General features: G+C 57.1%; 18 protein-coding genes. 5 read left to right on the top strand and 13 right to left on the bottom strand.

Annotation, left to right across the window (positions count from 1 at the left end):
* Positions 1–11 precede the first annotated feature (11 nt).
* The 11 genes from xylB to ICA15_RS06830 all read right to left on the bottom strand — a co-directional run bounded on the left by xylB (position 12) and on the right by ICA15_RS06830 (position 15,899).
* Positions 12–1,508: a xylulokinase gene (gene xylB, locus ICA15_RS06880; RefSeq protein ID WP_210552799.1), complete on the bottom strand. Its 1,497-nt coding sequence runs from the start codon at positions 1,506–1,508 to the stop codon at positions 12–14.
* Positions 1,509–1,664: 156 nt separating this feature from the next.
* The gene (locus tag ICA15_RS06875) at positions 1,665–3,137 is read right to left on the bottom strand and encodes a mannitol dehydrogenase family protein (RefSeq protein ID WP_210552798.1); all 1,473 of its coding nucleotides are present in this window, start codon (positions 3,135–3,137) and stop codon (positions 1,665–1,667) included.
* Positions 3,138–3,156: 19 nt separating this feature from the next.
* Positions 3,157–4,260 carry an ABC transporter ATP-binding protein gene (locus ICA15_RS06870; protein WP_224450860.1) on the bottom strand — a complete coding sequence of 368 codons (1,104 nt, stop codon included), beginning with the start codon at positions 4,258–4,260 and terminating at the stop codon, positions 3,157–3,159.
* 127 nt (positions 4,261–4,387) lie between these two features.
* Complete coding sequence (locus tag ICA15_RS06865; protein ID WP_150603841.1) at positions 4,388–5,218, bottom strand: carbohydrate ABC transporter permease; 831 nt, start codon at positions 5,216–5,218, stop codon at positions 4,388–4,390.
* Between the two features lie 8 nt (positions 5,219–5,226).
* A complete protein-coding gene (locus ICA15_RS06860; RefSeq protein ID WP_150603842.1) occupies positions 5,227–6,153 on the bottom strand; it encodes a carbohydrate ABC transporter permease in 927 nt (308 codons plus the stop codon).
* A 148-nt stretch (positions 6,154–6,301) separates the two neighbouring features.
* Entirely contained in the window at positions 6,302–7,612 is a 1,311-nt protein-coding gene (locus tag ICA15_RS06855) for an ABC transporter substrate-binding protein (protein ID WP_150598277.1), read from the bottom strand.
* A gap of 321 nt (positions 7,613–7,933) precedes the next feature.
* Positions 7,934–8,839, bottom strand: coding sequence for an AraC family transcriptional regulator (locus ICA15_RS06850; RefSeq protein ID WP_150603843.1), 906 nt, complete (start codon positions 8,837–8,839; stop codon positions 7,934–7,936).
* Positions 8,840–8,940: 101 nt separating this feature from the next.
* Positions 8,941–9,837: a phospholipase gene (locus tag ICA15_RS06845; protein WP_210552796.1), complete on the bottom strand. Its 897-nt coding sequence runs from the start codon at positions 9,835–9,837 to the stop codon at positions 8,941–8,943.
* 119 nt (positions 9,838–9,956) lie between these two features.
* Positions 9,957–11,261 (bottom strand): glycosyltransferase, encoded by a 1,305-nt coding sequence (locus tag ICA15_RS06840; RefSeq protein ID WP_210553188.1) that lies wholly within the window; start codon positions 11,259–11,261, stop codon positions 9,957–9,959.
* An 80-nt stretch (positions 11,262–11,341) separates the two neighbouring features.
* Positions 11,342–15,292 carry a hypothetical protein gene (locus tag ICA15_RS06835; protein ID WP_210552795.1) on the bottom strand — a complete coding sequence of 1,317 codons (3,951 nt, stop codon included), beginning with the start codon at positions 15,290–15,292 and terminating at the stop codon, positions 11,342–11,344.
* Between the two features lie 244 nt (positions 15,293–15,536).
* The gene (locus ICA15_RS06830; RefSeq protein WP_210552794.1) at positions 15,537–15,899 is read right to left on the bottom strand and encodes a response regulator; all 363 of its coding nucleotides are present in this window, start codon (positions 15,897–15,899) and stop codon (positions 15,537–15,539) included.
* Positions 15,900–16,163: 264 nt separating this feature from the next.
* Between ICA15_RS06830 and ICA15_RS06825 the strand changes: the two genes are divergently transcribed.
* The 5 genes from ICA15_RS06825 to ICA15_RS06805 are packed head-to-tail and all read left to right on the top strand — an operon-like array spanning position 16,164 to position 22,711.
* Complete coding sequence (locus ICA15_RS06825; RefSeq protein WP_210552793.1) at positions 16,164–19,658, top strand: response regulator; 3,495 nt, start codon at positions 16,164–16,166, stop codon at positions 19,656–19,658.
* On the top strand, positions 19,658–20,491 hold the full coding sequence (locus ICA15_RS06820) for a CheR family methyltransferase (RefSeq protein ID WP_150615537.1): 834 nt from the start codon (positions 19,658–19,660) through the stop codon (positions 20,489–20,491). The genes ICA15_RS06825 and ICA15_RS06820 overlap by 1 nt, the downstream gene beginning before the upstream one ends.
* The gene (locus tag ICA15_RS06815; protein WP_210552792.1) at positions 20,488–21,081 is read left to right on the top strand and encodes a chemotaxis protein CheB; all 594 of its coding nucleotides are present in this window, start codon (positions 20,488–20,490) and stop codon (positions 21,079–21,081) included. Before ICA15_RS06820 ends, ICA15_RS06815 begins: the two co-directional genes overlap by 4 nt.
* Entirely contained in the window at positions 21,075–22,289 is a 1,215-nt protein-coding gene (locus ICA15_RS06810) for a hybrid sensor histidine kinase/response regulator (protein WP_150615539.1), read from the top strand. Before ICA15_RS06815 ends, ICA15_RS06810 begins: the two co-directional genes overlap by 7 nt.
* Positions 22,290–22,333: 44 nt before the next feature.
* On the top strand, positions 22,334–22,711 hold the full coding sequence (locus ICA15_RS06805) for a response regulator (protein WP_100846045.1): 378 nt from the start codon (positions 22,334–22,336) through the stop codon (positions 22,709–22,711).
* A 106-nt stretch (positions 22,712–22,817) separates the two neighbouring features.
* Here the strand turns inward: ICA15_RS06805 and ICA15_RS06800 are convergent, their stop codons facing one another.
* Together ICA15_RS06800 and ICA15_RS06795 are read right to left on the bottom strand one after the other, a co-directional pair.
* On the bottom strand, positions 22,818–24,488 hold the full coding sequence (locus tag ICA15_RS06800) for an ATP-binding protein (RefSeq protein ID WP_210552791.1): 1,671 nt from the start codon (positions 24,486–24,488) through the stop codon (positions 22,818–22,820).
* Positions 24,485–25,984 (bottom strand): ATPase domain-containing protein, encoded by a 1,500-nt coding sequence (locus tag ICA15_RS06795; protein WP_210552790.1) that lies wholly within the window; start codon positions 25,982–25,984, stop codon positions 24,485–24,487. Before ICA15_RS06795 ends, ICA15_RS06800 begins: the two co-directional genes overlap by 4 nt.
* Between the last annotated feature and the right edge of the window lie 91 nt (positions 25,985–26,075).

The raw sequence follows: 26,075 nt of genomic DNA, 5'->3' as shown, positions 1-26,075 counted from the left end.
TTGTTTGCTCTTTATAGGGTTGCGACATGCTGTTGATAGCGTTCATAAGCCCGCTGGAATGCCGCGACATTGGCGGCGTTCGGCAGGGTTTCACTGCTCAGGTCAAGCTTCACGCAGCGCTGGCACAGATCGGCCAGGGAGTCTTCGTGGCCATTGGACCATGACTTGCACCACGCGGCCTGAATCGCCGCGCCAAGGGCGGCCGCTTCGCTTTGTTCGGTGCAGATGACGGGGGTGTCCATGATGTCGGCGACGATTTGGCGCCACACGGCGCTCTTCGAACCGCCGCCGATCAGGCAAATACTGCGGCTTTGTAAACCATTGTGCCGGAGTAAATCCAGTCCATAACGCAAGCCGAAGGTCGTGCCTTCGATGGCGGCGCGGCAAAGATTGGCCTGCGTCAGGTTGTCCAGCGTCAAGCCGTGCAGGCTGCCGGTGGCGTGAGGCAGGGCGGGGACGCGCTCGCCGTTGAGGAATGGCAGCATACACACGCCTTCAGCACCGATAGGGGCTTGGGCGACGAGGGTGTTGAACTGATCGAGATCGAGTTCGAACAGTTCGCGAATCGCGCCGGTGGCGTTGGTCAGGTTCATGGTGCAGATCAGCGGCAGCCATCCGCCGCTGGAGGAGCAAAAAGTCGCGACCGAAGCATCCGCACTGACCGTTGGTGCATCGGCGTAGGCGTACACAGTGCCGGACGACCCGAGGCTCATGGTGATCGCGCCGGGCTGGATGTTGCCGGTGCCGATGGCGCCCATCATGTTGTCACCGCCACCGCTGGACACCAATGCGTTGCGGTTGATGCCGAGGTGTTCGGCAATCGCGGGCAGGATCGTGCCTACGGCTTCGTGCGCATCGATCAGCTCCGGCAACGCCGCTTGCAGGCGTCCGCTGGGGTCGATGTCGCGCAACAGCTGCAAATCCCACTGGCGGCTGCGGACGTTGAAATAACCGGTGCCGGAAGCGTCGCCGTACTCGCTGCAGGCTCGGCCGGTTAGCCAGAAGTTGAGGTAATCGTGGGGCAGCAGAATGCGGGAGATACGCGCGAATACGTCTGGATGTTGTTCTTTGGTCCAGAGCAGTTTTGACACGGTGTAACCCGGCGCGATGACCACGCCGAGGCGTTCCAGAGAGCCGTTTTCGCCGCCGAGGTGGGTGAGCAGTCGGTCGTTTTCAGCGCTGGTTTCGGTGTCGCACCAGAGTTTGGCCGGGCGCAGTACTTCGCCTTCATCATCGAGTAGCACCAGACCGTGCTGCTGCCCGGAAACGCCGATGCCGAGGATTGATTGGCCATCGACATCCGCCGCCAGCAGCGCCTGGCGGGTGGCGAGGGCGAAAGCTTCAAGCCATTGCTGAGTGTCTTGCTCGCGACGGCCATTGGCGCCGCTGATCATCGTGTGCGCTGCGGCGCCCTGGCCGAGCACCTGACCGCTGGCGGCATCGAGGATGATCGCTTTGGTGCCTTGGGTGCCGCAGTCTATGCCGAGGAAGAGTTGTCGGGTTGTCACAAGAATATCCTCAAGGAGTCAGGTCAATCCGGGTGTGGCCAATCGCTGGCAAGCCAGCTCCCACAGGGTTCTCAGTCGTTCACAAGTATTGAGTGCCATCGAGAAAATGTGGGAGCTGGCTTGCCAGCGATGACGTCGGTAGCTTCACCGCATAACTCAGGCCAGCACACGCTCCAAAGTCCGCGTAACACCCACCTCCCGCAAACTATCGCAACACCATTCAAACGCTGCGACAAACTCCGCCGAGCGCGGTATCGCCGTGCCGAAAATCTCCTCGACCGCCAACAAACGCTCCGTCATCAACGCATCATCCGCCACCAGCGCCTGACAAAAAACAGCCCGCGGATCAGGAATGGAATAGGTGTCGCCATTCTCATCCACGCCTTTCAAATACAACGCCCAAGCCGCCACCACCAACGCCGCGCGACGGGTCTCGCGCCCATCGGCAATCAACCGGTTGATCGTCGGAATGGTGAATTTGGGAAACTTCGACGAACCATCCGAACACACACGCTCAAGCTGATCGGCAATCGCTTGGTTAGAGAACCGCGCCACCAGCGTGTCTTTGTATTCGTCCAGGTTGATACCCGGTACCGGTGCCAGTTGCGGCGTCACATCCAGGTCCATATAGGCGCGCATGTAACGCACGAACAGCGGGTCGTTCATGGTTTCGTGGACGAAGCGATAGCCCTTCAAAAAACCCAGATAAGTCAGCGCCAGATGGCTGCCGTTGAGCAATTTGATCTTCATCTCTTCGTACGGCGACACGTCGTCGGTGAACTGCACACCAACCTTCTCCCACGCGGGACGACCGTTGACGAATTTGTCTTCCAGCACCCACTGCACAAACGGTTCGCAGACCACCGGCCAGGCGTCGTCCACCGCGTGTTTGTCGGCCAGTTGCAGACGGTGCGCGGTGCTGGTCATTGGTGTGATGCGGTCGACCATCGCGTTGGGGAAACTGACGTTCTGCTCGATCCAGTCGCGCAGCCCCGTGTTGCGCAGGGTGGCGAAGGCCAGCAGTGCCTTGCGGGTCACCGCGCCGTTGTGCGGCAGGTTATCGCAGGACATGATCGTGAACGCCGGCGTGCCTGCGCCACGGCGTTTCTCCAGGGCCGCACAGAGGAAGCCGAACACGGTTATCGGTGCGCCCGGGTGTGCCAGGTCGTGCTGGATCTGCGGCAGATGCGCCATGAATTCACCGTTGCTGTCATCGATGCAATAGCCGCCCTCGGTGATGGTCAGCGAGACGATGCGGATCTGCGGATCGGCGAGTTTGTCGATCAACGCCTGCGCGCCGTCTTCGGCCAGCAGCATGTCGCGAATCGCGCCGATGACGCGTACTTCGGTGTCATCACTGTCACCGAGTTCGAAGAGGGTGAACAAGTAATCCTGCTCTTTGAGATCATCGCGGGCACGGCGGTCTTCGGCGCGCAGGCCGACACCGCAAATCGCCCAGTCCAGCGCTTCGCCAGTGTTCATCAGCGCGTCGGTGTAATACGCCTGATGCGCCCGGTGAAAGCCACCAACGCCAATGTGCGCGATGCCTTGGCGAGTGTCGCTGAGGCTGTAGGCCGGCAGTTGCACTTCGGTGGCGAGGCGGTTGAGATTCTGTTTGTTCAGTTTCATGGGAAAACTCTCGAGAAAATCAGGCAGCCGCACGCAGCGGACGGGCCAGCGCCACGCCTTCGGCATCGAATAGATGGCAGTGGGCGGCGTCCAGATAGAGGTTCAGTTGCTCGCCATAACGGCTCGCCAGATCACCGCGCACACGCATGGTCAGGGCTTCGCCGGCGTTGGTTTTGACGTGGCAAAAGGTGTCGCTGCCCAGACGTTCGCTGACATCGGCGGTGACTTGCAGGGTGCAGTCGCCCGGTTGCGCCAGTTCCAGATGTTCCGGGCGAATGCCGAGAGTCACGGCGCTGCCGATGCTGAGGTGGGCGGCATTGAAGGGCAGGGTGATGCGCGTGCCGGCGTCCAGTGCGACTTCGCAGCTTGGGCCGTCGACGCGGGTAATCTTGCCCTTGAGGAAACCCATTTTCGGCGTGCCGAGGAAACCGGCGACGAACAGGTTGGCCGGGCTGTGATAGAGGTCCAGCGGCGAGCCGACTTGCTCAATCTTGCCGCCATTGAGCACCACGACTTTGTCGGCCATGGTCATCGCTTCAACCTGATCGTGGGTCACGTAGATCATGGTCGCTTGCAGGTCTTTGTGCAGACGCAGCAGTTCCAGGCGCATCTGCACGCGCAGCGCGGCGTCGAGGTTGGACAGCGGTTCGTCAAACAGGAAGATTTTCGGATTGCGCACGATGGCGCGGCCGATCGCGACACGTTGACGCTGACCGCCGGACAGCTGTTTAGGTTTGCGCTCGAGCATCGGCCCGAGCTCAAGAATGCGCGCCGCCTCACCGACTTTCTGCTCGACTTCGGCTTTTGGTACGCCGGCCAGATCGAGGGCGAAGGACATGTTCTTTTTCACGGTCATGTGCGGGTACAGGGCGTAGGTCTGGAACACCATCGCCAGGTCTCGCTTGGCCGGGCTGACTTCGGTGATGTCGCGGCCATCGAGCTCGATGGTGCCGCCGCTGACTTCTTCAAGCCCTGCGATCAGGCGCAGCAGAGTCGATTTACCGCAACCGGACGGGCCGACGAAGACCACGAATTCCTTGTCGTTCACCTCCAGGTCGATGCCCTTGATGATGGAAAAACCTTCGAAGCCTTTTTGCAGATTCTTGATTTTCAGGTTGGCCATGGTGATGGGCCTCCGCATTGTTGTTTTTTTAAGATCAAAAGATCGCAGCCTGCGGCAGCTCCTACAGGGGGACGGTGTGCTCTGTGTAGGAGCTGCCGAAGGCTGCGATCTTTTGCTTCTGAAATATCTACTTCACAGCGCCAAACGACAGGCCGCGGACCAGTTGTTTCTGGCTGATCCAGCCGAAGATCAGAATCGGCGCACAGGCCAGGGTCGACACCGCCGACAACTTGGCCCAGAACAACCCTTCAGGGCTTGAGTACGAGGCGATCAACGCGGTCAGTGGTGCGGCTTTCGACGAGGTCAGGTTCAGCGACCAGAAGGCCTCGTTCCAGCACAGGATCAGCGACAGCAGCACGGTCGAGGCCAGGCCGCCCTTGGCGATGGGCAGCAGCACGCGGACCATTTCCTGCCACAGCGTGGCGCCGTCGAGGCGGGCGGCTTCGAGGATGTCTTTGGGGATGTCCTTGAAGTAGGTGTAAATCATCCAGACCACAATCGGCAGGTTGATCAGCGTGTAGATCACGATCAGCGCGATGCGCGTATCGAGCAGGCCGAAACTCTTGGCCAGCAGGTAGATCGGCATCAGCACGCCCACCGGCGGCAGCATTTTGGTGGAGAGCATCCACAGCAGCGTGCCTTTGGTGCGCTGGGTTTCGTAGAACGCCATCGAGTAGGCGGCCGGCACGGCAATCAGCAGGCTCAGGGCGGTGGCGCTGAAGGAGATCACCACCGAATTCCAGGCAAAACTGAAGTAGTCGCTGCGCTCGTTGATGTGCAGGTAATTCTCCAGCGTCGGCGTGAAGATGAACTGCGGCGGCGTGGCGAAGGCGTCGATTTCGGTCTTGAAACTGGTCATCACCATCCAGAAGATCGGGAAGAAAATCACGATCGCGATGGCCCAGGCCAGGGTGCCGAGCAGCAGGCTTTGCAGCCGGCGGGATTGTTGAAGAGTCATGGCAGGCCTCAGGCTTTGTCAGTCAGGTTTTTGCCGATCATCCGCACCAGAATGATCGCGGCGATGTTGGCGATGACCACGGCAATCAAGCCGCCCGCCGAGGCCATGCCGACATCGAACTGCACCAGCGCCTGGTTGTAGATCAAGTAGGCGAGGTTGGTCGAGGCGTAGCCGGGGCCGCCATTGGTGGTGGTGAAAATCTCGGCGAACACCGACAGCAGGAAGATCGTTTCGATCATCACCACCACCGCAATCGGCCGGGCCAGGTGCGGCAGCGTCAGGTGCCAGAAGATGGCGATGGGGCCCGCGCCGTCGAGGCGCGCAGCTTCTTTCTGCTCCTGGTCGAGGGACTGCATGGCCGTCATCAGGATCAGGATCGCGAAGGGCAGCCATTGCCACGACACAATGATGATGATCGACAGCAGCGGGTAGTGCGCCAGCCAGTCCACCGGTTGTGCGCCGAACAGTTTCCAGATGTAGGCGAGGATTCCCGACACCGGATGGAAAATCAGGTTCTTCCAGATCAGCGCGCCAACCGTGGGCATGATGAAGAACGGCGAAATCAGCATGACCCGCACGATGCCACGCCCGAGAAACTCGCTGGCCTCCAGCAAGGCACTGATCAACACGCCGAACACCACACTGATCAGCAATACGCTGCCGACCAGTAACAAGGTGTTGGTAGCGCCGGGCATGAACCCTGAGTCGGTCAGGAAATAAGTGAAGTTCTCCAGCCCCACGAACTGGTTTTCACCGGGGTAGAGCAGGTTGTAGCGGATCATCGAGAAGTAAATGGTCATGCCCAGCGGCACGATCATCCACAGCAGCAACAAGGCCACCGAGGGGCTGACCAGAAACCAGCCGGGATTGCGTACGCGGACCTTGCGCGCAGGTGGCGACAGGTCGAGGTGGGCTTTGGCAGTTGAAGTATTCATGGCAGTAACCGATTCGACAGGCGAATGAAGATCCCCTGTAGGAGTGAGCCTGCTCGCGATAGCGGTGTGTCAGTCACCGCTTTGTTGGATGGAGAGCCGCTATCGCGAGCAGGCTCACTCCTACAAAAGCAAGAGCGAGCGGTGCAAGTTACTTCGGATAACCCGCGCGCTTCATCTCGCGTTCAGTGGTCTGCTGCGCTGACGCCAGCGCCTGATCCACCGTGGTCTGGCCGATCAACGCCGCCGAGAACAGTTTGCCGACCTGCGTTCCCACCGCCTGGAACTCAGGGATGGTCACCAGTTGAATGCCGATGTACGGCACGGGCTTCAGGGTCGGTTTGCCTGGGTCGGCCGCCTTCAGCGATTCCAGCGCGACCTTGGCAAACGGCGCGGCTTTGATGTAAGCGTCGCTGTACGTGGAGGCACGGGTGCCCGGCGGTACGTTGGCGATCCCGTCCTTCTCGGCAACCAGTGCGCCGTATTCTTTCGACGTGGCCCAGGCGCTGAAGGTTTTCGCAGCATCCTTGGCCTTGGAGCTGGTCGGAATCGCCAGCGCCCACGAATACAACCAGGCCGAACCTTTGTCGGTGACTTGATGCGGTGCGAAGGTGAAGCCGACGTGGTCGCTAACCTTGCTCTGGGTCTTGTCGGTGACGAACGAACCGGCGACGCTGGCATCGACCCAGATCGCGCATTTGCCGCTGTTGAACAGCGCAAGGTTTTCGTTGAAACCGTTGCTGGAGGCGCCCGGCGGGCCGGATTTCTTCATGGTGTCGACGTAGAAATTCAGCGCGTTTTTCCACTCGGGCCCCGTGAATTCCGGCTTCCACTGTTCATCGAACCAGCGCGCGCCATAGGCATTGGCTACGGTGGTGATCAGCGCCATGTTCTCGCCCCAACCGGCCTTGCCGCGCAGACAGATGCCGTATTGCTCTTTATCTTTGTGGGTGAGTTTTTCCGCAAAACCGGCGATCTGTTCCCAGGTCGGCCGCTCTGGCATGGTCAGGCCGGCCTCCTTGAAAAGGTCGGTGCGGTAATAGGTAATCGAGCTTTCGGCGTAGAACGGCAGGGCGTACAGCGAACCCTTGACCGACAGACCTTCGCGCACCGACGGGAACACATCGTCGAGGGCGTAACTGGCCGGCAGATCTTTCATCGGCTCAAGCCAACCCTTGGCGCCCCACAGTGCAGCTTCGTACATGCCGATGGTCAACACGTCGAACTGCCCGCCCTGAGTGGCGATGTCGGTGGTCAGGCGTTGGCGCAGCACGTTTTCTTCCAGCACTACCCAATTGAGCTTGATGTCCGGGTGCTCGGTCTCGAACGTTTTCGAGAGCTTCTGCATGCGGATCATGTCGCTGTTGTTGACGGTGGCGATGGTCAGGGTCTGGGCGCCAAGGCTGACGCTACTGAGGGTCATGCAGGTGAGGGCAAGCAGAGCTTTTGCAGTGGGTTGCATCGTGCACTCCTTTTTCTGCACCCCGGGGGAGGCAGAAGGACGGTTATTGTTTTTGTGTCTTCCAGTGCAGGAAGAATGTGCGCTGATTACAGCCTTCAATCGCAGGGCTGACAAATCATCCGTCGCACTTTGATTGATACTTTTTTGCACTGGACTTTGAAGGGGTAAACGCAGGGAAGGGGATTGCAGCGCTGGGAGGGCAGCGGATACGTACAGGTTTTCAGAGATTAATAGCGAAGATCAAAAGATCGCAGCCTTCGGCAGCTCCTACAGATGACCGGTGTAGGAGCTGCCGAAGGCTGCGATCTTTTGATCCTGCTTTCAGCTGTGGTTTTGCTCGGTCAGGCGCTGCACTGCCAGGCGTCGATAATGCGAAGGCGTCATGCCCTTGAGCTGCTGAAAGCGTCGATTGAAGTTGGAAATATTGTTGAAGCCCGACTCGAAGCACACATCGGTCACTGGTTTATCGCCATCGGCCAACAATTCGCAGGACTTGCTGATGCGCAAGCGATTGACGAACTCGATGAAGGTGCGCCCGGTCGCCTGTTTGAATACGCGGCTGAAGTAGGTCGGTGTCATGCCCAGATGCTCGGCGACTTCTTCCAGGGAAATGTCCCGGGCGTAATGGCTGAAGATGTAATCAACGGCGCGGTTGGTGCGGTCGATATTGTGCTCATCCGCCAATTGCGACGTGGTTGCGCCGGACAACAACTGGAAGTCATCGCTGGCCGCCAGCAATTCCATGAGGATGAAAAAGTGCCCGAGTCGAGTGATGCCGCGGCTGTCGGCAATTCGCTGCATCAGCGTCATGGCCTGGCCAATCGTGCGTTTGCAGCGGAACTCGATGCCGTATTGAGCACGCTCCAGTAATGGCGCCAGCGTCTTCAGTTCAGCAAACACCTGATGGCCACTCTCGAACAGCTCGTCGGTGAAGTTGACCAGCATGTCGCGTTTTTCGACGATTTCATCTTCCGCCACCTGGCTGATCCAGTTGTGGGGCAGATTGGGCCCGGTGAGGAACAGGGTTTGTGGGTAGAAGTTGCCGATGTAGTCGCCGATGAACACTTTGCCTGAACTGGCGACGATCAGGTGCAGTTCGTACTCCTTGTGGAAATGCCAGCGCACCAGCGGGCAGGGAAAGCCATGCTGACGGTAAATGATGGACAACCCGTTATGGTCATCCATCAACTCGTAAGAGGGGTCGGTCACGCGTGCGGTTCGGGTCATGGCTGGGCGCTTTTTTTGTTATCGCCCGGCGATCATGCCTCGTTCCGCCGGTTGTGCGCCAGCTTGCTGAAGGGCCGCGGCTGAAGCGGCCCGGCATTGGATCAAGTCACGGCGCCTGTTGTGGATTTTTTAGCAGCTTTTCCCAGATTGGCTGCCTGGCAAAAAAATACGATTTTGGAGTTTTTAATAAAATCGAAACTGATGATGTTGCAGTGCTCCACCCAATTTCTTCTCTCAGGATCAAACCAGTCATCAAGGACTTCAAGGATTCTTTGCGGCCCCTCCAAAGTCCAGATGGCTGCCGAGAGCGACCAAAGATAGTCTCTCGAAGGGGGGCTTTTCATGACTTCGATCACGTAAGCAAACAATGAGGAAGTAGGGTGCAGGGTTTCCTGGACGTAAGAATTTCCAGCCCACTTGTGAACGACCTGCCCGCAGAACAACTTCCAGTCCAGATCGTAATGCGATGGAGTTGCCACCAACAATCGTTGCGTTCGGCTGACTTTTTTCAATTGTCCAAGAGTGAGGTGTATGTTTTCTGACGGTATTATGTACTCGCCCAAATGCTTGATCATCATTTCGCTGAAGTACTTGTAATCGAAGGGCTCCTTGCCTCCCTTTAATTCGTGGAAGTCGAGGATGATGAATTCATTGTAGCTGCGTTCCATAAAACCTTTGATGTCGCGAACGAGATCTTCCAGCGTGCGCGAGGACAATTCGCTGTTATGCAGGAAGCGGAATTTTGCGAGTCCGCTGGACTTTGAGTCGTATATCAGGCGCAGGTCAAGCGCCCGCGCACCGCGATTGAGTTGCGAATAAAAAGAGACATCCTGACAAACTACCCAGTTTGCGACGAATGGTGCATAAGAGGCCTCCCAGTCACAGCCAGCGTTATGCGTGCCGGGCAATGTCATTTCGAACAATGACAGATTGTCAATTTCTGGAGTGCTCCCCATCCATTGATAAGGGAGCAGGTTTTTAAAGGTGTAGTTGTTCATGTTGTATCCTGCGTAATTCAATAAGTGCGAATAACGTTCGCACAGGCAGGATGTTTATAAGTCTGGGTTGTTGGTTCGCCAATAGCCGATGTAATACAAGTTTTGTAGTGCTGGTATCTTTATGCCTGGGTCGACGGGGTGTTGTTGTTTTTGGCTTCAATCCACTGAGCCATATATTGTGTGCTTTTGTGGGCATGATGGCGCAACATGCTGCCGATAAAATTATTGGCTCGCAGTGATTGTAAGTTTATTTTGCATTCTTGCAGTTTCGCGATGAGCGCTGGTCCATGGGTTTTCTGTTGGTAACGCTCGCTCAATAACCTGTCGCCAGCCAGGCTGGCAGCTTGCCAGTAAGTTTCGTCCTTATATAACTTGATCGCGCAGTCGGCGAATTCAGTCGCGGTACGGGTGACATCTCCAGGCCATCGGCATTCACCGTGCATGCCCTCGGCACCGATCGGCGTTGTGACACTCGGAGTGCGGCAAAGCATCGCGTCAACGAGCTTGCCCTTGATCCCGGCGCCAAAGCGCAGAGGCGCCAGACAGACCCGCGCCGCAGACATGACCTGCAATGCATCTTCAGCCCAGTTCATTACATGAAAGCCCTGCGCCGCGTTGTGCAGAGCCGTGGCTTTGGGGGGCGTGTAGGCGCCGTAAATGTGCAGTTGTGCTTCAGGCAATTGTTGGCGAATAAGCGGCCAGATGGTCGATTTCATCCAGAGCACGGCATCCCAGTTGGGGGCATGACGGAAATTGCCGATACTCAGAAAATGTTCCCGATCTTCGAAGGTTCGCGCTGGTGCCTCTGGCAGGTCAACCATCAGTGGACACCAATGCAGCAACTGGCGCGGTAAACCGAACTGTTCGACCAGTAACTCGATTTCCACTTCGGAAATCATCAGGTTCAAGTCACAACGATACAACGCCGCAATTTCCCGTTTGGCCAGGTCGGTGGTAGCCATCAATTCGAATTCTTCGCGCAACGCAGGAATAAACAAATCGCTGAAGTCATCCTGATCGTTATTGGCTTTCAGACGATCCTTGAGCCGTTGATGGCGGGCATGTCGCAAGCTTTGCAGATCAGATGTTTCCAGAACACGCAGGGCGCCTGGACAGTGCTTTTCAACCCGCCAGCCGAACTGCTCTTCCATCATGAACTGGTCGAACAACACAATGTCGGGCGCCAGGTCACTGATGAAGGTATCGAAGCTGCTGTTATTGAGTTCGATCGGCACCTCGCGGATCCCCAGTGCACACAAATCGGCCTTGTGCTCACCGGGACCTGCCGGGCTGCTGAAGGTAATCTCCCAGCCTTGCTCCAGGAACGTCTCGAGAATCTGCATCACGTGCCCGCTGGCGGCGGATGAGCGGGGTTCGGGCCAGACGTAACCAATGACGAGAACTTTGGTTGCAGGCTGGCTCATAACGCGGATTCCTAAACGTACGGTGGGAAAAAAGCAGCGCGGATTAAAACACAAACCGGACGGTGTCCGGTTTGTCTATATCAGGTAATCGGCGTGCCGAGGTTGACCAGGACCGGTTGGTCCAGGAAGCGCTCGGGGTGGGCGTGGTATACCGGGAAACGGATTGCGTCGATGTTCAACTCGAACATAGGGCGCTCGGTTTTGATCTGGTCGAGCAGACCCACGGCCAGTTCATAGGAGTCGGCATTGAGTAGTGCCGGATTTTGACGCACCAACAGCGGTTGACTGGCGGCGCTGGAGTCAAGAATCTTCCAGTCGCCTGGTCGCGCCAATACCGCGTGGGGATTGTCCGGGAACCGCGGGTGAGCCCGGGTCGAACTCCTTGCCAAATCAACCAGCGAGGTGACGTCTAATTGGGAAAACGGGGTCACATGCCCGTAATACAAATCGAGCGTTCCTGGTGCACCGTGCGATAACTCATGGATTAGCACGTCGGCGATCCGGCTGTCGTCGTAACGGCTGGTGCGGTAGAACTCATCCATCTGGTCGGGAAATATCTTCAAAAAGCGTTTGAACGAACCCGCAGGATCGTCAACATTTTTCCTGGCTGCTTTCCACTGTTTATAGTCCGTAGTTCGCAAGGCTGCCAAGGCGTTGACGGGGTCTTTCTTGAACGACATGTTGGCCAGTGAGACACCGTTGAGATCGTGGCGCATGGCACGCAGTCTCTGCAGCACATGTTTCAGGGCATCGTCGGAATATGTCCCGAATACGTGTTCAAAAACCAGTCGAACCTGGGCCTCCCAGTTAGGGTCGGTACATACGCTAATGGCGTTATCCAGCTTGCTTTTGGCGAGGGGCAGCGACCTTTTCAAGTAACGCCGGGTGTAACCGTGCGGCTTGAAGCGCGCAAAAAAACGCCGCAAAGGCGAAAAATCCAGAATCTTGAAATTCGGCAGCTTCGGTCCCCAGGCGCCGCCTGTCTTGAAGTGCAGCGCATGCCACTCGTTGTTGCGTTGCAGGGCCACGAGCTCGAGCGGTTCAGCCAGATCATCGACCGCTTTCCACTGGCCTTGCATGAGATCAGTGCGCTTGGCGGCCTTGATCAAATCATAGGATTGCGAGCTGCCGCTCAATCTGCGGATTTGACTGCTGGCAACTTCCAGAGCTTGCGAACTGCGCTGGGACAACAACAGCGCCCCACGCTTGGCCAACCGCGCACCCTTTTGCGCCAGATCGGGTAAACCGTCCAGTGGATTGACCACTGCGACAGCAAATCTGAGCGAGGCTTTGGCGATACTCAAGACCTTTGCGGTGGTCGATACAGATTTGGTCACGATGTTCGCCACCGTAACACCCAGACCGACCAGCAAACCGACCAAGGCCAGACCGTCCAGAATGCAGCCTCCGATGCCTTCGGAAACACGCGGTGCATCCCCGGACTGGATATCCTCAATGCATTTTTTGAAAGGCACGACCAGATCCACGAGGAATTTATCCACCACCCTGTTGTGCTGACGCAATACCTGCAGCTCGGTCTGCGTATTCAGCGATGCATACATTTCTTCGCGAGTCAGAACAGGGTGATAGGTCAGCACCCAATCAGTCAGTTCTTTCAGCGCCGGAGCGAAGAACAGTGCTACTTGCCCGACATTGTCTGCCTGCAGGTGCATCTGACATAGTTTTTCCACCACGACGCTGGATGTCATGCCACTGCGGGGTTCGCTGCCACTGGCATAGGCACTGAAGTCCAGTGGCCAGACGTGGTCTTGATTTTTCTTCTGGAAATCGGTTTTTTTTCCTGTGTACGAGAGCTGGGGATTCTGATTGATCACACCGGTCTTCCGTAACATCAACGCCAGTTCGGGGCACTCCCGGCACAATCCCCTCAATGTGAATAGCTCGTAGCTTCGGGTCACCCCCGCGGACTGGGTGCACAGAATGACGCCAAAGCGACCTTTCTTCGCGTCGCGATGATTCTGGGTTTCCTCGAAGGCGTTGATAGGATTGGCTGTTTCGCGAACGGTATAGATCGAGACATGGCCGTTCATCAGTGCTTGTCTGTCGCGGTTGGGCAGATTGCAGATGGCAAGCTTGATCAACGCGTCCCGACCCGCCTGCAATTCTTCATAATATTGTGTGAATGCGCGATCAAAGATCGCGGCTGCGGGCTCCAGCTCATTCAGACGTTGAAAAGCGCCCACGGGTGCCGCGAAGTTAGCTGCGGTTTTGTATTTCGAGGTCAGCTTGCCGTTTTCGCTCAAATCACCGGACATGTAGAGGTCAACCACGCTGAGGCGTAACTTACGCAGTTCGCTCAAGGCGAATTTGCTCATACCTCGTCTATCCAGTGAATAGTCGAATATTTCCTCGGCCAGCCCCTTCAAGTTGAGTGAGCCCAGAAGGTCGAGCCAGTTGCGGTCAGTGAAGGATTTATCGTATTTGATCGAAAACGCTTTACGTTGCAGGTAATCACCAGGTGCAAGAACTTGCTGTAGCGCTTTTAGCGACAACTTTGTTCGGTCGGGCGCGACGCCTGACAGACCTTTTTCGGATTGGTGCAATGCATCGCTGTAACGGTCGAAGTATGTAGCCGCTTTTAAAAACGTTTCGTGGCTGTAATCCTTTCCCTGTGTATAAGGGACAAGATTATTCATCACTGCCCAGTTGATGACCGGCAAGGCGGACGTTAATTCCTGCAGTGTGCGCTGATCGCTGCTAATTGGGCTCAGTTCGGAAAACGCTATGATGTCCGCGTAACTCAACAAGCGCGCGGCTCCGGGCGTGGCCAGTTCAATCGTCGCGACTGTTTGCGACAGCACGACCCAACCTGCCTTACCCAATGTCAACTCCGCCGGTGTATCGGCGATCAAAAATTCGGGCGCTGTCCCGGACAACAGCAGGTGTGCTGCGATTTGCACATTGGTCGCTTCAATTGCCGTGGTTTGCAGCAAGTGCTGTTCAAGGTTCTCGACGACGTCCGCAGGGGTCAATGACGCGTTGTTCGGGTGGTACATGTCGAACCCGGCAATGACTGCGCTGTGGTGTTGCAGTGTAGGAATGATGTCAATGATCAATGCGGATACGACCAGATGCATGATTTGCATGCGGGCGACCTCGCTATCGTCTTGTTCAAGATTCCAGTTCAGCCGGGTATGCATCGTTGCGCCTAAGGCCTGCGCCTTGGGTTTTTTCAGGAACTGTTCAATAAAAGTAGCGGCATGCTGTCTGCGATCAGCAACGCCTATTTCATTGAAATTGTTGTAAGGAACGATGTGCTGAAACAGCGATGTCACCCCGCCGGTGGTTTCCTCGATCAACGCTTTGATGGTCTGGCGGTCAGCATCGGTGAGTCGAAAGGGGCTGTCTTGCGCGGCGAAGATCAACTCGTGATAGTTGCCCAGTGGCGGGGGGGACGGTAATTTGAACGTGAGATGCGCGATCAATTGCCTGGCTTCCAGCACCGTGTGGGGCAGGTCGTGTTTTTGAAAGCGAAGCCACTGTCCGACGCTGATGTATTTCCCGATAAGTACTCGGCCACCAAGGTTGGCTGCACATTCGGCGAGCAGGGTAAGATCCTCGCTAAGATAGGTGGTGACAAGCGAATCCGTGCTCATATCAAACCAGTCACGATCAGGAGGTTCTATCAGACCGGATGAGTTATCCAGATCCAGCCAGAAGTCATCATCGAGTCCGCGCAGTCTGGCGTTTTCATCAACTTCAAACACTGTTTCTTCGCAGAAAATGTATCTGTCATCCAGTAGGAGAAAGGCATCCCTTTTCGTGAGCTTCTGCAATTCTATTCGCGCAAATTCACAGGCATGATCGAAAGTGCTGTCGGTGACTCGTGAGGCGAATAACTTATTGAGGTCCAGGGTTTCTTCGTCGGTGCGCTCGCCGATTTTTGCTTTGATGGCAGCAAGAATATTGTTTTTTTCTTCAATGTCCCGTTGTTCCGGAGCATTGAAATTTGAGGGGGCAAGTTTTCCGTCACGCTGCTCGACGAGACTTTGTTTTGGTGATGGCTTCACTGATTTCATCCTTGTCAGTTGCTTGTAGTTCCTCTCCGGCCTTGGTGAGTTCAATTAGGTGAAACACACAGGTAAGTGTTTGCGCCGTTAGGTGGGCGCACAGTAAATCTGTTTTCGCGACTTTTAAAGTTTAAAAGAGTTGCAAGTTGTGCAGCGCAACAGACCGGTAATAGTCTGTTGCGTAAATGATCGATTGAACCCCGTGTTCGAGGTTATTTTGCTTAAAAGGTGAAGGGCGAACACGTTATGGTTTAAGTATTCCCTTCACTTTGTCGCGCAGCTGGTCAATCGAAAAAGGTTTGCCGATAACGTGCATGCCATCTGGCACATCGATACTTTCGGCGTAACCACTGGCAAACAGGATTGGCAATTCGGGGCGCATTTTACGCGCTTCCAGGGCCAGCTCACGGCCATCCATACCGGGTAAACCGACATCCGTCATCATCAGATCAATGTGCTTGGCCGTATCCACGAGAATTTCCAGCGCCTGCTCGCTGCCGTCCGCTTCCAGCACTTTGAATTCCAGTTCCTCCAGCACATCGACGATCAGCATGCGCACGATGGCGTCGTCTTCGACGACCAGGATGGTGGAAAGGGTGGCGGACATAATTAAGCTCTCAAAGGGTAGGAATCGGGTGCGCCGGTCGATCAAAAATACCGTGCTTTTGCATGAGTAAGTGGCGCATAGCCACAAGTTCCCGGTTTGATACAAAAAAGATTAGCAGCTGCGGGGCGCGCAAGGATAACTGTTGGCACGCATCCACGCGCAGGCAAATGTAGGAATTTGCTGCCAAATTCGTCAGAAAAATGGATCCAGGCCGGTGTTTTGGGGCAAACTCTCGGGTTTTCAACAGTTCGACAAGGCTGCCCCATGTCCTCTCCGTCTTCGGTTGATGAGCAACGCTTTCGCAAACTCCTGAGTCGCAACGTCAGTCTGCCACTGGGCGTCGGCGTGCTCAGCGCGGTGTTCTTCGTGTCGCTGATCACTTACCTGCTATCGGTCATCCAGTGGGTTGAACACACTGACCGGGTGATCAATAACGCCAACGAAGCGGTGAAACTGACCGTGGATCTGGAAACCGGTATGCGCGGTTTCCTGCTCAGCGGCGATGAACACTTCCTCGATCCGTACGAAACGGCCAAGCCGCGAATCGCCGTGGCGCTCAATACGTTGCTTGAGTTGACCGGCGACAACCCAGTGCAAACCGATCGTTTACGCCGCCTGCAAGCCTTGCAGACCGAATGGGCGACCTACGCGCAGTCGATGATCGATTTACAGCGCAGCAGCGGTGATTACCGTGGTGCGGTGAGGGCCGGGCGGGGCAAGCGCCTGACTGACGAGATTCGCAAGCAGTTCGAAGACGTGATCGACATGGAGCAGCAGTTGCGCGCCTCGCGCAATGAAGAAGTGCGCCGCACGACGATCTGGAGCATCACCCTTTATCTGCTGTTCGTTGCGGGTATCAGCGGATTGCTGGCCTACATTGGTCGTCGCGATCTGGTCAATTTGTCTGAAAGCTACGGTGCCACGCTGGCAGCGCAGCAGGCCAGCGCCGAGCGCCTGGAGCGCCAGGCCTGGCTGCGTAACGGCCAGACCGAACTGGCCGAGCAGGTGCTGGGGCAACTGACACTGAATCTGCTGGGGCGCAACATTCTGCAGTTCTGCGCCCAATATCTCGGCGTCGCGGTGGCTGCGCTCTATGTTCGCGAAGAACACGGTGGCCTCAAGCGGGTCGCCACCTATGGCTTCTCGCGTGAACAGGAAGAAAAGGATCAGGCGATTCACAGTGCCGAAGGCATCGTCGGTCAAGTGGTGCAGCAGGCGCGTCTGGTTCGGCTGGATTCCGTGCCATTCGATTACTTCAAGGTCAGTTCCGGTCTTGGCGAAGGTCTGCCGCACAGTGTGCTGGTGGTGCCGACCAGTGAAGACGACCGCGTCAACGGCGTGATCGAACTGGGTTTCCTGCGTCCGCTCAATGACCGCGACATCGAGCTGCTGGAGCTGATCGCCAGCAATATCGGCACCTCTATCGAGGCGGCCCGTTATCGCCAGCGCCTGCAGGAAGTGTTGGCCGAAACCCAGCAACTCAACGAAGAGTTGCAGGTGCAGCAAGAAGAGCTGAAAACCGCCAACGAAGAGCTGGAAGAGCAGTCGCGGATCCTCAAGGAATCCCAGGCGCATCTGGAAACCCAGCAAGTGGAGCTTGAGCAGACCAACGAGCAACTGGCCGAACAGGCCCAGACACTTGCAGAACAACGCGACGCCATGGACTTGAAAAACACCGAGCTGAATCAAGCACAGGTGCAACTCGAAGAGCGCGCCGAAGAGTTGCAGCGTTCGAGCAAGTACAAGTCCGAGTTCCTCGCCAACATGTCCCACGAACTGCGCACGCCGCTGAACAGTTCGCTGATCCTCGCCAAGTTGCTCGCGGAAAACCCGCAGGACAACCTCAGTCCCGAGCAGGTCAAGTTTGCCGAGTCGATCTATTCCGCCGGCAACGATCTACTGAACTTGATCAACGATATTCTCGACATCTCCAAGGTCGAGGCGGGCAAGCTCGAAGTGCTACCGGAAAACACTCACGTCGCGCGGCTGGCGGACGGTTTGCGGGGTGTCTTCGAACCGATCGCGGCGGACAAGAAGCTGGCGTTCCATGTCGAAGTGCAACCCGGCGCCCCGACGACGATGTTCACTGACCGCCAGCGCCTTGAACAAGTGATCAAGAACCTGCTGTCCAACGCGGTGAAGTTTACCGAGCGAGGATCGGTCAGCCTGACGATTGCCAGTCAGCCCGATGAGCGCATTGCGTTCATCGTTCAGGATTCGGGGATCGGCATTGCCACGGATCAGCAGGAAAGCATCTTCGAAGCCTTCCGTCAGGCCGATGGCACCACCAATCGCAAGTACGGCGGCACCGGACTGGGGTTGTCGATTTCCCGGGACCTGGCAATGTTGCTCGGCGGTTCGATCAGCGTCAGCAGCACACCGGGGCAGGGCAGTGTGTTTACCCTGGTATTGCCGTTGCAGTACAGCGAGCCGGGCGATACGCCGTTCGCGCCGCTGAGCTTCACTCCACCCGCGCCAGTCACGCACGTTGCCGCGCCAGCGGCGCCGGTTACATCGCTGGCACCGGTCAACATCCCGCGCTTTGCCGATGACCGCGACAAGGCACCGTTTGCCACCCGCTGCATTCTGGTGGTCGAGGACGAGCCGAATTTCGCCCACATTCTTTATGACCTGGCGCATGAGCTGGGTTATCAGTGCCTGGTCGCCCACGGGGCCGACGAAGGTTATGACCTGGCGCGGGAATTTGTACCGGACGCGATCCTCCTCGATATGCGCCTGCCGGACCACTCTGGCCTGACCGTGTTGCAGCGCTTGAAAGAACGCGCCGAAACCCGTCACATCCCGGTCCATATCATCTCGGTCGAGGATCGTGTCGAAGCAGCCATGCACATGGGCGCCATCGGTTACGCGGTCAAGCCGACCACCCGCGAAGAGCTCAAGGACGTGTTTGCCCGTCTCGAAGCCAAACTGACGCAAAAGGTAAAACGCGTGCTGCTGGTCGAGGACGATGATCTGCAGCGCGAAAGCATTGCGCGGCTGATTGGCGATGACGACATCGAAATCACCGCCGTGGGTCTTGCTCAAGATGCTTTGGATCTGCTGCGCACGACAATCTTTGACTGCATGGTGATCGACCTGAAGCTGCCGGACATGCTCGGCAACGAGCTGCTCAAGCGCATGTCAACCGAGGACATCTGTTCGTTCCCACCGGTGATTGTCTACACCGGGCGCAACCTGACCCGCGACGAAGAGGCCGAGCTGCGCAAGTATTCGCGCTCGATCATCATCAAGGGTGCGCGCTCACCGGAACGTTTGCTTGATGAGGTCACACTCTTTCTGCACAAAGTCGAATCGCAGTTGTCCCATGAACGGCAGAAGATGCTCAAGACCGCGCGCAGCCGCGACAAGGTCTTTGAAGGTCGCAAAGTGCTGCTGGTGGACGACGATGTGCGCAACATCTTCGCCCTGACCAGTGCGCTGGAAACAAAAGGTGCAGTCGTGGTGATCGGCCGGAACGGTCGTGAGGCGATTGAAAAACTCAATGAAGTCGACGACATCGATCTGGTGCTGATGGACGTGATGATGCCGGAAATGGATGGTTTCGAAGCCACCATCGAGATCCGCAAGGATCCGCGCTGGCGCAAACTGCCCATTATTGCGGTGACGGCCAAGGCCATGAAGGATGATCAGGAGCGCTGCCTGCAGGCGGGCGCCAACGATTATCTGGCCAAGCCTATCGACCTGGATCGCCTGTTCTCGCTGATTCGTGTGTGGTTACCGAAGATGGAACGCATTTAGTGGAAGGCAGTAACTCATCAGAGCGCAACAGTGAGATCGAACTGCGGTTGTTGATTGAGGCTATTTACCTCAAGTACAGCTACGATTTTCGTGATTACTCCGGCGCTTCGATCAAGCGTCGGGTGCAGCACGCATTGGGCCAGTTCGAATGCGCGACCATTTCGGCGTTGCAGGAGAAAGTCCTGCATGACCCGACAGCGTTCATGCAGTTGCTGCAATTGCTGACGATCCCGGTCAGCGAGATGTTTCGTGATCCGTCGCACTTCCTCGCCATTCGCAAGGAAGTGGTGCCGTTGCTGCGCACCTACCCTTCGATCAAGATCTGGATCGCCGGGTGCAGCACGGGGGAGGAGGTCTATTCGATGGCGATTCTGCTGCGCGAAGAGGGCCTGCTCGAGCGCACGATCATCTATGCCACCGACATCAACCCGCGCTCGCTGGACAAGGCCAAGCAGGGTATTTTTTCGATGGAAAATGTCCGCGCCTACACCGCCAACTATCAGCAGGCCGGTGGTCAGTGTTCATTTGCCGACTATTACACTGCCGCTTATGGTTACGCGATTTTCGACAAGAGCCTGTGCGAGAACGTGACGTTCGCCGACCACAGCCTGGCCACTGATAGCGTGTTCTCCGAAACTCAATTGATTTCCTGCCGCAATGTGCTGATCTACTTCAACAAGAAGCTTCAGGATCGGGCGTTCGGGCTGTTCCATGAATCGCTTTGTCATCGCGGTTTTCTGGTGCTCGGCAGCAAAGAGACGCTGGATTTTTCCAGCTATGCGAACCAGTTCGAGCCGCTGGTAAAGCAAGAACGGATCTACCGCAAAAAATGAACGAGACTGCGGATTTGCCTCGAATCGAGGCTATTGTGATGGGGGCTTCCGCCGGTGGCGTCGAGGCATTGATGAACCTGTTGGGGCCATTGCGCCAAGGTTTTGTGCTGCCGATCATCGTCGTGTTGCATTTGCCGGAGGAGCGTCGCAGCCAGTTGGCCGAAGTGTTCGCCCGACGTTTGCAGCTGCCGGTCGAAGAGGCCACCGACAAACAGGACATCCAGGCCGGCACGGTGTATTTCGCCACGCCCGGTTATCACCTGTCGGTGGAACAGGACCGCAGTTTGTCCTTGAGCCTTGAGGACCGGCTGCATCATTCGCGGCCATCGATTGACTATCTTTTCGAGTCTGCTGCCGATGTCTACGGGCCGGCGCTGGCCGCGGTGCTGCTGACCGGTGCCAATCACGATGGCGCGCGCGGGCTGGCGCAGGTCAAACGCTCCGGCGGGCTGACCATCGTGCAGGATCCTGATGACGCCCAGATCGCCACTATGCCCCTGGCTGCGCTGAAAATTCAGCAGCCGGATCATGTCTTACCCATTCACGGCATCGGCCGTCTGTTAGTCGAGCTGGAACGAATCGCATGCTGAGTAATATCCAGGCAAAACTGCTGATCGTCGACGATCTGCCCGAGAACCTGCTGGCTCTCGAAGCGCTGATCAAACGCGAAGACCGCACCGTGTATAAGGCGTTGTCGGCCGACGAAGCATTGTCGCTGCTGTTGCAACACGAGTTCGCCATGGCCATTCTCGACGTGCAGATGCCCGGCATGAACGGCTTCGAACTGGCGGAGTTGATGCGCGGCACAGAGAAAACCAAGAACATCCCGATCATTTTCGTCAGCGCCGCTGGCCGAGAACTGAACTACGCGTTCAAGGGCTACGAAAGCGGCGCGGTGGACTTTCTGCACAAACCGCTGGATATCCACGCGGTGAAGAGCAAGGTCAACGTGTTCGTCGATCTATATCGCCAGAGCAAGGCCATGAAGCAACAGGTCGAAGCGCTGGAGCAGGCTCGACGGGAGCAGGAAGCGCTGCTGCAACAATTGCAGAGCACCCAGTCGGAGCTTGAACAAGCGGTGCGGATGCGCGATGACTTCATGTCAATCGTCGCCCACGAAGTGCGCACGCCACTCAATGGCCTGATACTCGAAACTCAATTGCGCAAGATGCACCTGGCGCGGGACAACGCCGCGGCGTTCACCCTCGACAAGATGCACGCCATGGTCGATCGCGATGAGCGGCAGATCAAAAGCCTGATCCGCTTGATCGAGGACATGCTCGACGTGTCGCGGATTCGTACCGGCAAGCTGTCGATCCGGCCGAATTCGTTCGACCTTGTGCAGTTGGTGAGCAATCTGCTGCAAAACTTTGCGGCGCAAATCGAAGCCGCCGAAACTACAGTCACCTTTGAAGCGGATATGCCGGTAAAAGGGTGCTGGGATGAGTTCCGCATCGAGCAGGTGATTTCCAATCTGTTGACCAACGCCCTGCGTTACGGCGGCAGGAGCCCGATTCAGGTCCGCGTCTATCGCCAGGGCAACGAAGCCCGGGTTGAGGTTCAGGACCACGGGATTGGCATCAGCGCCGAGAATCAGAAACGTATTTTCCAACAGTTCGAACGGGTTTCCGCCAAGACGGTAGTGGCCGGTCTCGGGTTGGGTCTGTTCATTTCCGAGCAGATCGTCGCCGCCCATGGCGGTTCCATCGTCGTCGAGAGTCAAATCAACGAGGGCGCCCTGTTTCGCGTTTGTCTGCCGATCGAGGAAAACGGCAAATCCGACGCAACCTCTGAGTGACCGCACGGTCGTATCAGCAGCTATTGACCGAACATAGGCTTCCCATGAGCGTAGATGCACAAGATGTAGTACTCGTCGTCGAGGACGAACCGGTTATCTTGATGGTTCTGACGGATTATCTGTCGGGGCAAGGCTATCGCGTGCTCCAGGCGGAAAGCGGCGAGCAGGCTTTCGAGATTCTGGCGAGCAAGCCGCATCTGGACGTACTGATCACTGACTTCCGTTTGCCTGGCGGCATCTCCGGCGTGCAGATCGCCGAACCCGCCGTCAAGCTGCGACCTGACCTCAAGGTGATTTTCATCAGCGGTTATCCGCAGGAAATCCGCGAGACCGGTAGCCCGATCACGCTTAAGGCACCGATTCTGGAAAAGCCGTTTGATCTGGACGTGTTGCAGGAAAAGATTCAGGAACTGCTGGCCTGATCGCGATCGCCCTCATGTAGGAGCTGCCGCAGGCTGCGATCTTTTGATCTTGTTTTAAGGTCAGAAGATCGCAGCCTGCGGCAGCTCCTACAGGTTTTTCAGGGTCTCAGCTTTTGATCATCTCGCGCACCTTGGCGGTCAACAGATCAAAGGTGAACGGTTTGGTGATCATCTGCATTCCCGAATCCAGGAAACCACCGCGCACCGCCGCATGCTCGGCGTATCCGGTGATGAACAGAATCTTGAGCTCAGGCCGGTATTGCCGGCCAATCTCAGCCAACTGCCGACCGTTCATGCCCGGCAAACCAACGTCGCTGATCAACAAGTCGATGCGCTGCGTCGAGTTGAGAATCGGCACCGCGCCGTCGGCATCTGCAGCCTCCACAAACGCATAACCCAACTCGCTGAGCACTGCGCTGACCAGCACGCGAACGGCCGGGTCGTCTTCGACGATCAGCACGGTTTCGCCATCTATTGCGTGCGGCGATTGCTGGATATCGCAAGTGGGCTGCTCAAGTTCCTGGCCACGGTAACGCGGCAAGTAAAGCCTGACGGTTGTGCCCTGATCAACTTCACTGTCGATCGAAACATGCCCGCGTGACTGCTTGCTGAACCCGTAAATCATCGACAGGCCCAAGCCTGTTCCCTGACCGATCGGCTTGGTGGTGAAAAATGGATCGAACGCGCGACTGATCACACTTTGCGGCATGCCGCTGCCATTGTCGGTGACGCTTAACATCACATAATCGCCGGGTTCCAGATTGGGGTAGGCCACGGTGAATTCACGATGCAGCACCTGATTGCTGGTTTCGACTACCAGTTTTCCGCCCTCGGGCATGGCATCGCGGGCATTGATGACGAGGTTGAGCAGGGCGCTTTCCAGTTGATTGGGGTCCGCCTCGGCTACCCAGAGTTTTTCATCCAGACGCATTTCCAGTTGAATGCTTTCGTTGATACTGCGCTGTAGGAGCTCGCCCATCGACAGCACCAGGCTATTCATCTGCACGGCTTTGGAGTCGAGCGATTGCCGACGGGAAAAGGCCAGCAGGCGATGAGTCAGGCTGGCGGCACGATTGGCCGAGGTCACGCCCAGGTCGATCAAGCTGTCGAGGTCTTCGGTGCGCCCTCGGGCCAGTCGCCGGCGAATCAACTCAAGGCTGCCGATAATGCCGGTGAGCATGTTGTTGAAGTCGTGAGCGATACCGCCGGTGAGCTGACCGACCGCTTCCATTTTTTGCGACTGACGCAACGCTTCTTCGTTGTGCCGCAGTTGCGCGGTGCGTTCTTCGACTTGCTGTTCGAGGGTTTCCAGTGTCGATTGCAGGCGTCGTTCGCTTTCACTCAGATCGATCAGACGGTCGCGGGCTTCGTACTGTCGTCGACGGCCGCGAAGGGCAGCGGACACCAGACTGATCAGCGTTGCCGGATGAAATGGCCGCTCAAGGAACGTTACGTTGCCTAATTGATCGCTGAGGTGAGAGGAGGGACCCTGTTCCTGTCCGCCGTGATGAGTGAGCAACACAATCGGCAGATCCGACCACGCTGGCTGCTGGTCCAGATACAGGAACAACGCCTCCAGTTCCGGGCCGCGTAGCGCCTCGGCGGCGATCAACAGCATGCCGGCGCCAGTCTCCAATTGCGCACACAGTGTGGTGAGATCCGGTGTAATCAGGCCGCTGTACCCGGCCTCGTTGAGAATCATCAACGCAATTTGGCTGTCGCGCCCCATGGGCGCCAGAATCAGCGCCCGTTCGGCGAGCGGCACCGAGCCGGTCATAAGCCTTCCTGCAGCAGCGGTTTTCTCTCACCGAGGTAGGTCGGGACGCCACGAAGTACGCCCTGAAAGGCTTCCAGCGGTTCGCCGATGATCATGCCTTGCGTCGAAATAAGGTATTCGCGAATCGTCGATTCATGGCTGCCGGTGCGCTTCTTGATGATGGAGATGGCGCGGCGCACCTTACCGATGGCTTCGAAGTAGCGCAACAGAATCACCGTGTCGGCCAGATAGGTAATGTCGACGGGTGCCTGCATGTCGCCGACCAGACCGTGCTGGGCGACCGTCATGAAGGTCGCAGCGCCTTTGCGGTTGAGGTACAGCAGCAGTTCGTGCATGTGCAGCACCAGCGCATTTTCTTCCGGCATCGCGGCCTGATAACCGTTAATGCTGTCGATGACCACCGTTTTGATCTGGCCTTCATCAACGCAACGACGTACCCGATGGGAGAACTCGCCCGGTGACAGCTCGGCGGCATCCACTTGTTCGATGAGCAAATTGCCGGAGGCCCGCAGTGCCTTGAGATCGATGCCGATGTGTTTCATTCGTTCGAAAAGCAGTTCCAGCTCTTCGTCAAAGATAAACAGCGCAGCTTTTTCCCCGCGTGCTACAGCAGAAGCCGCGAAGATCATCGAAATCAGCGATTTGCCCGTACCTGCCGGGCCGAGAATCAATGTGCTTGATCCCGTCTCGATGCCGCCACCGAGCAACGCATCCAGCTCTTTGATACCGCTGCTCAATTGCAGGCGTGGGTAGTCGCCGCGATGCTCGGCTGCGACCAGTCGCGGGAACACATGCACGCCATCGCCCATGATGGTGAAGTCGTGATAACCGCCGCGGTACTTTTGGCCACGGTACTTCACGACCCGCACTCGGCGACGCTCGGCGCCATAGTTGGGGGTGATTTCTTCCAGGCGAATCACACCGTGGGCCACGCTGTGCACGGTTTTGTCGAGAGACTCGGTGGTCAGGTCGTCGAGCAGCAGCACCGTCGCGTTGTAACGCACGAAGTAGTGCTTGATTGCCAGAATCTGTCGGCGGTAGCGCAAGGAGCTTTGCGCGAGCAGACGGATCTCGGAGAGGCTGTCGAGGACGACGCGGGTCGGCTTGAAGCGTTCGACAGCTTCGAAAATCTGTTTGGTGGCTTCGCCCAATTCCAGGTCGGAGGAGTACAGCAAGCTCTGCTGGTGCTCTGCATTAAGCAGGCTTTCCGGGGGCGTCAGTTCGAAGATCTTGATGTTTTCGTCCAGCTCCCAGCCGTGGGACAGCGCCCCTTGGCGCAGTTCACGCTCGGTTTCCGAGAGCGTGATGTACAACGAGCGTTCGCCGGCTTTCGCGCCAGCTATTAGAAAATGCAACGCGGCGGTGGTTTTGCCGGTACCGGGCTCACCCTCCAGCAAAAATACGTGACCACGGGACAAGCCTCCGGCGAGGATGTCATCCAGGCCTACGATGCCGGTGGCGGCTTTTGCACTGATCAACTCGTTAGATGTAGACAAAAAATGCCCTCTCATGACTAGGGGAAGCGAGGCAGCCGTCTAGTGTGAACTGCCTGTTTACTTGACCCGTAGCCGTGATGGCAGTTCCGCT

The organism is Pseudomonas sp. P116 (assembly GCF_020149425.1).
Classification (GTDB): Bacteria; Pseudomonadota; Gammaproteobacteria; order Pseudomonadales; family Pseudomonadaceae; genus Aquipseudomonas; species Aquipseudomonas anatoliensis.
Note: the sequence above shows the minus strand (reverse complement) of the source record. Positions and strands in the feature narration are given on the sequence as shown.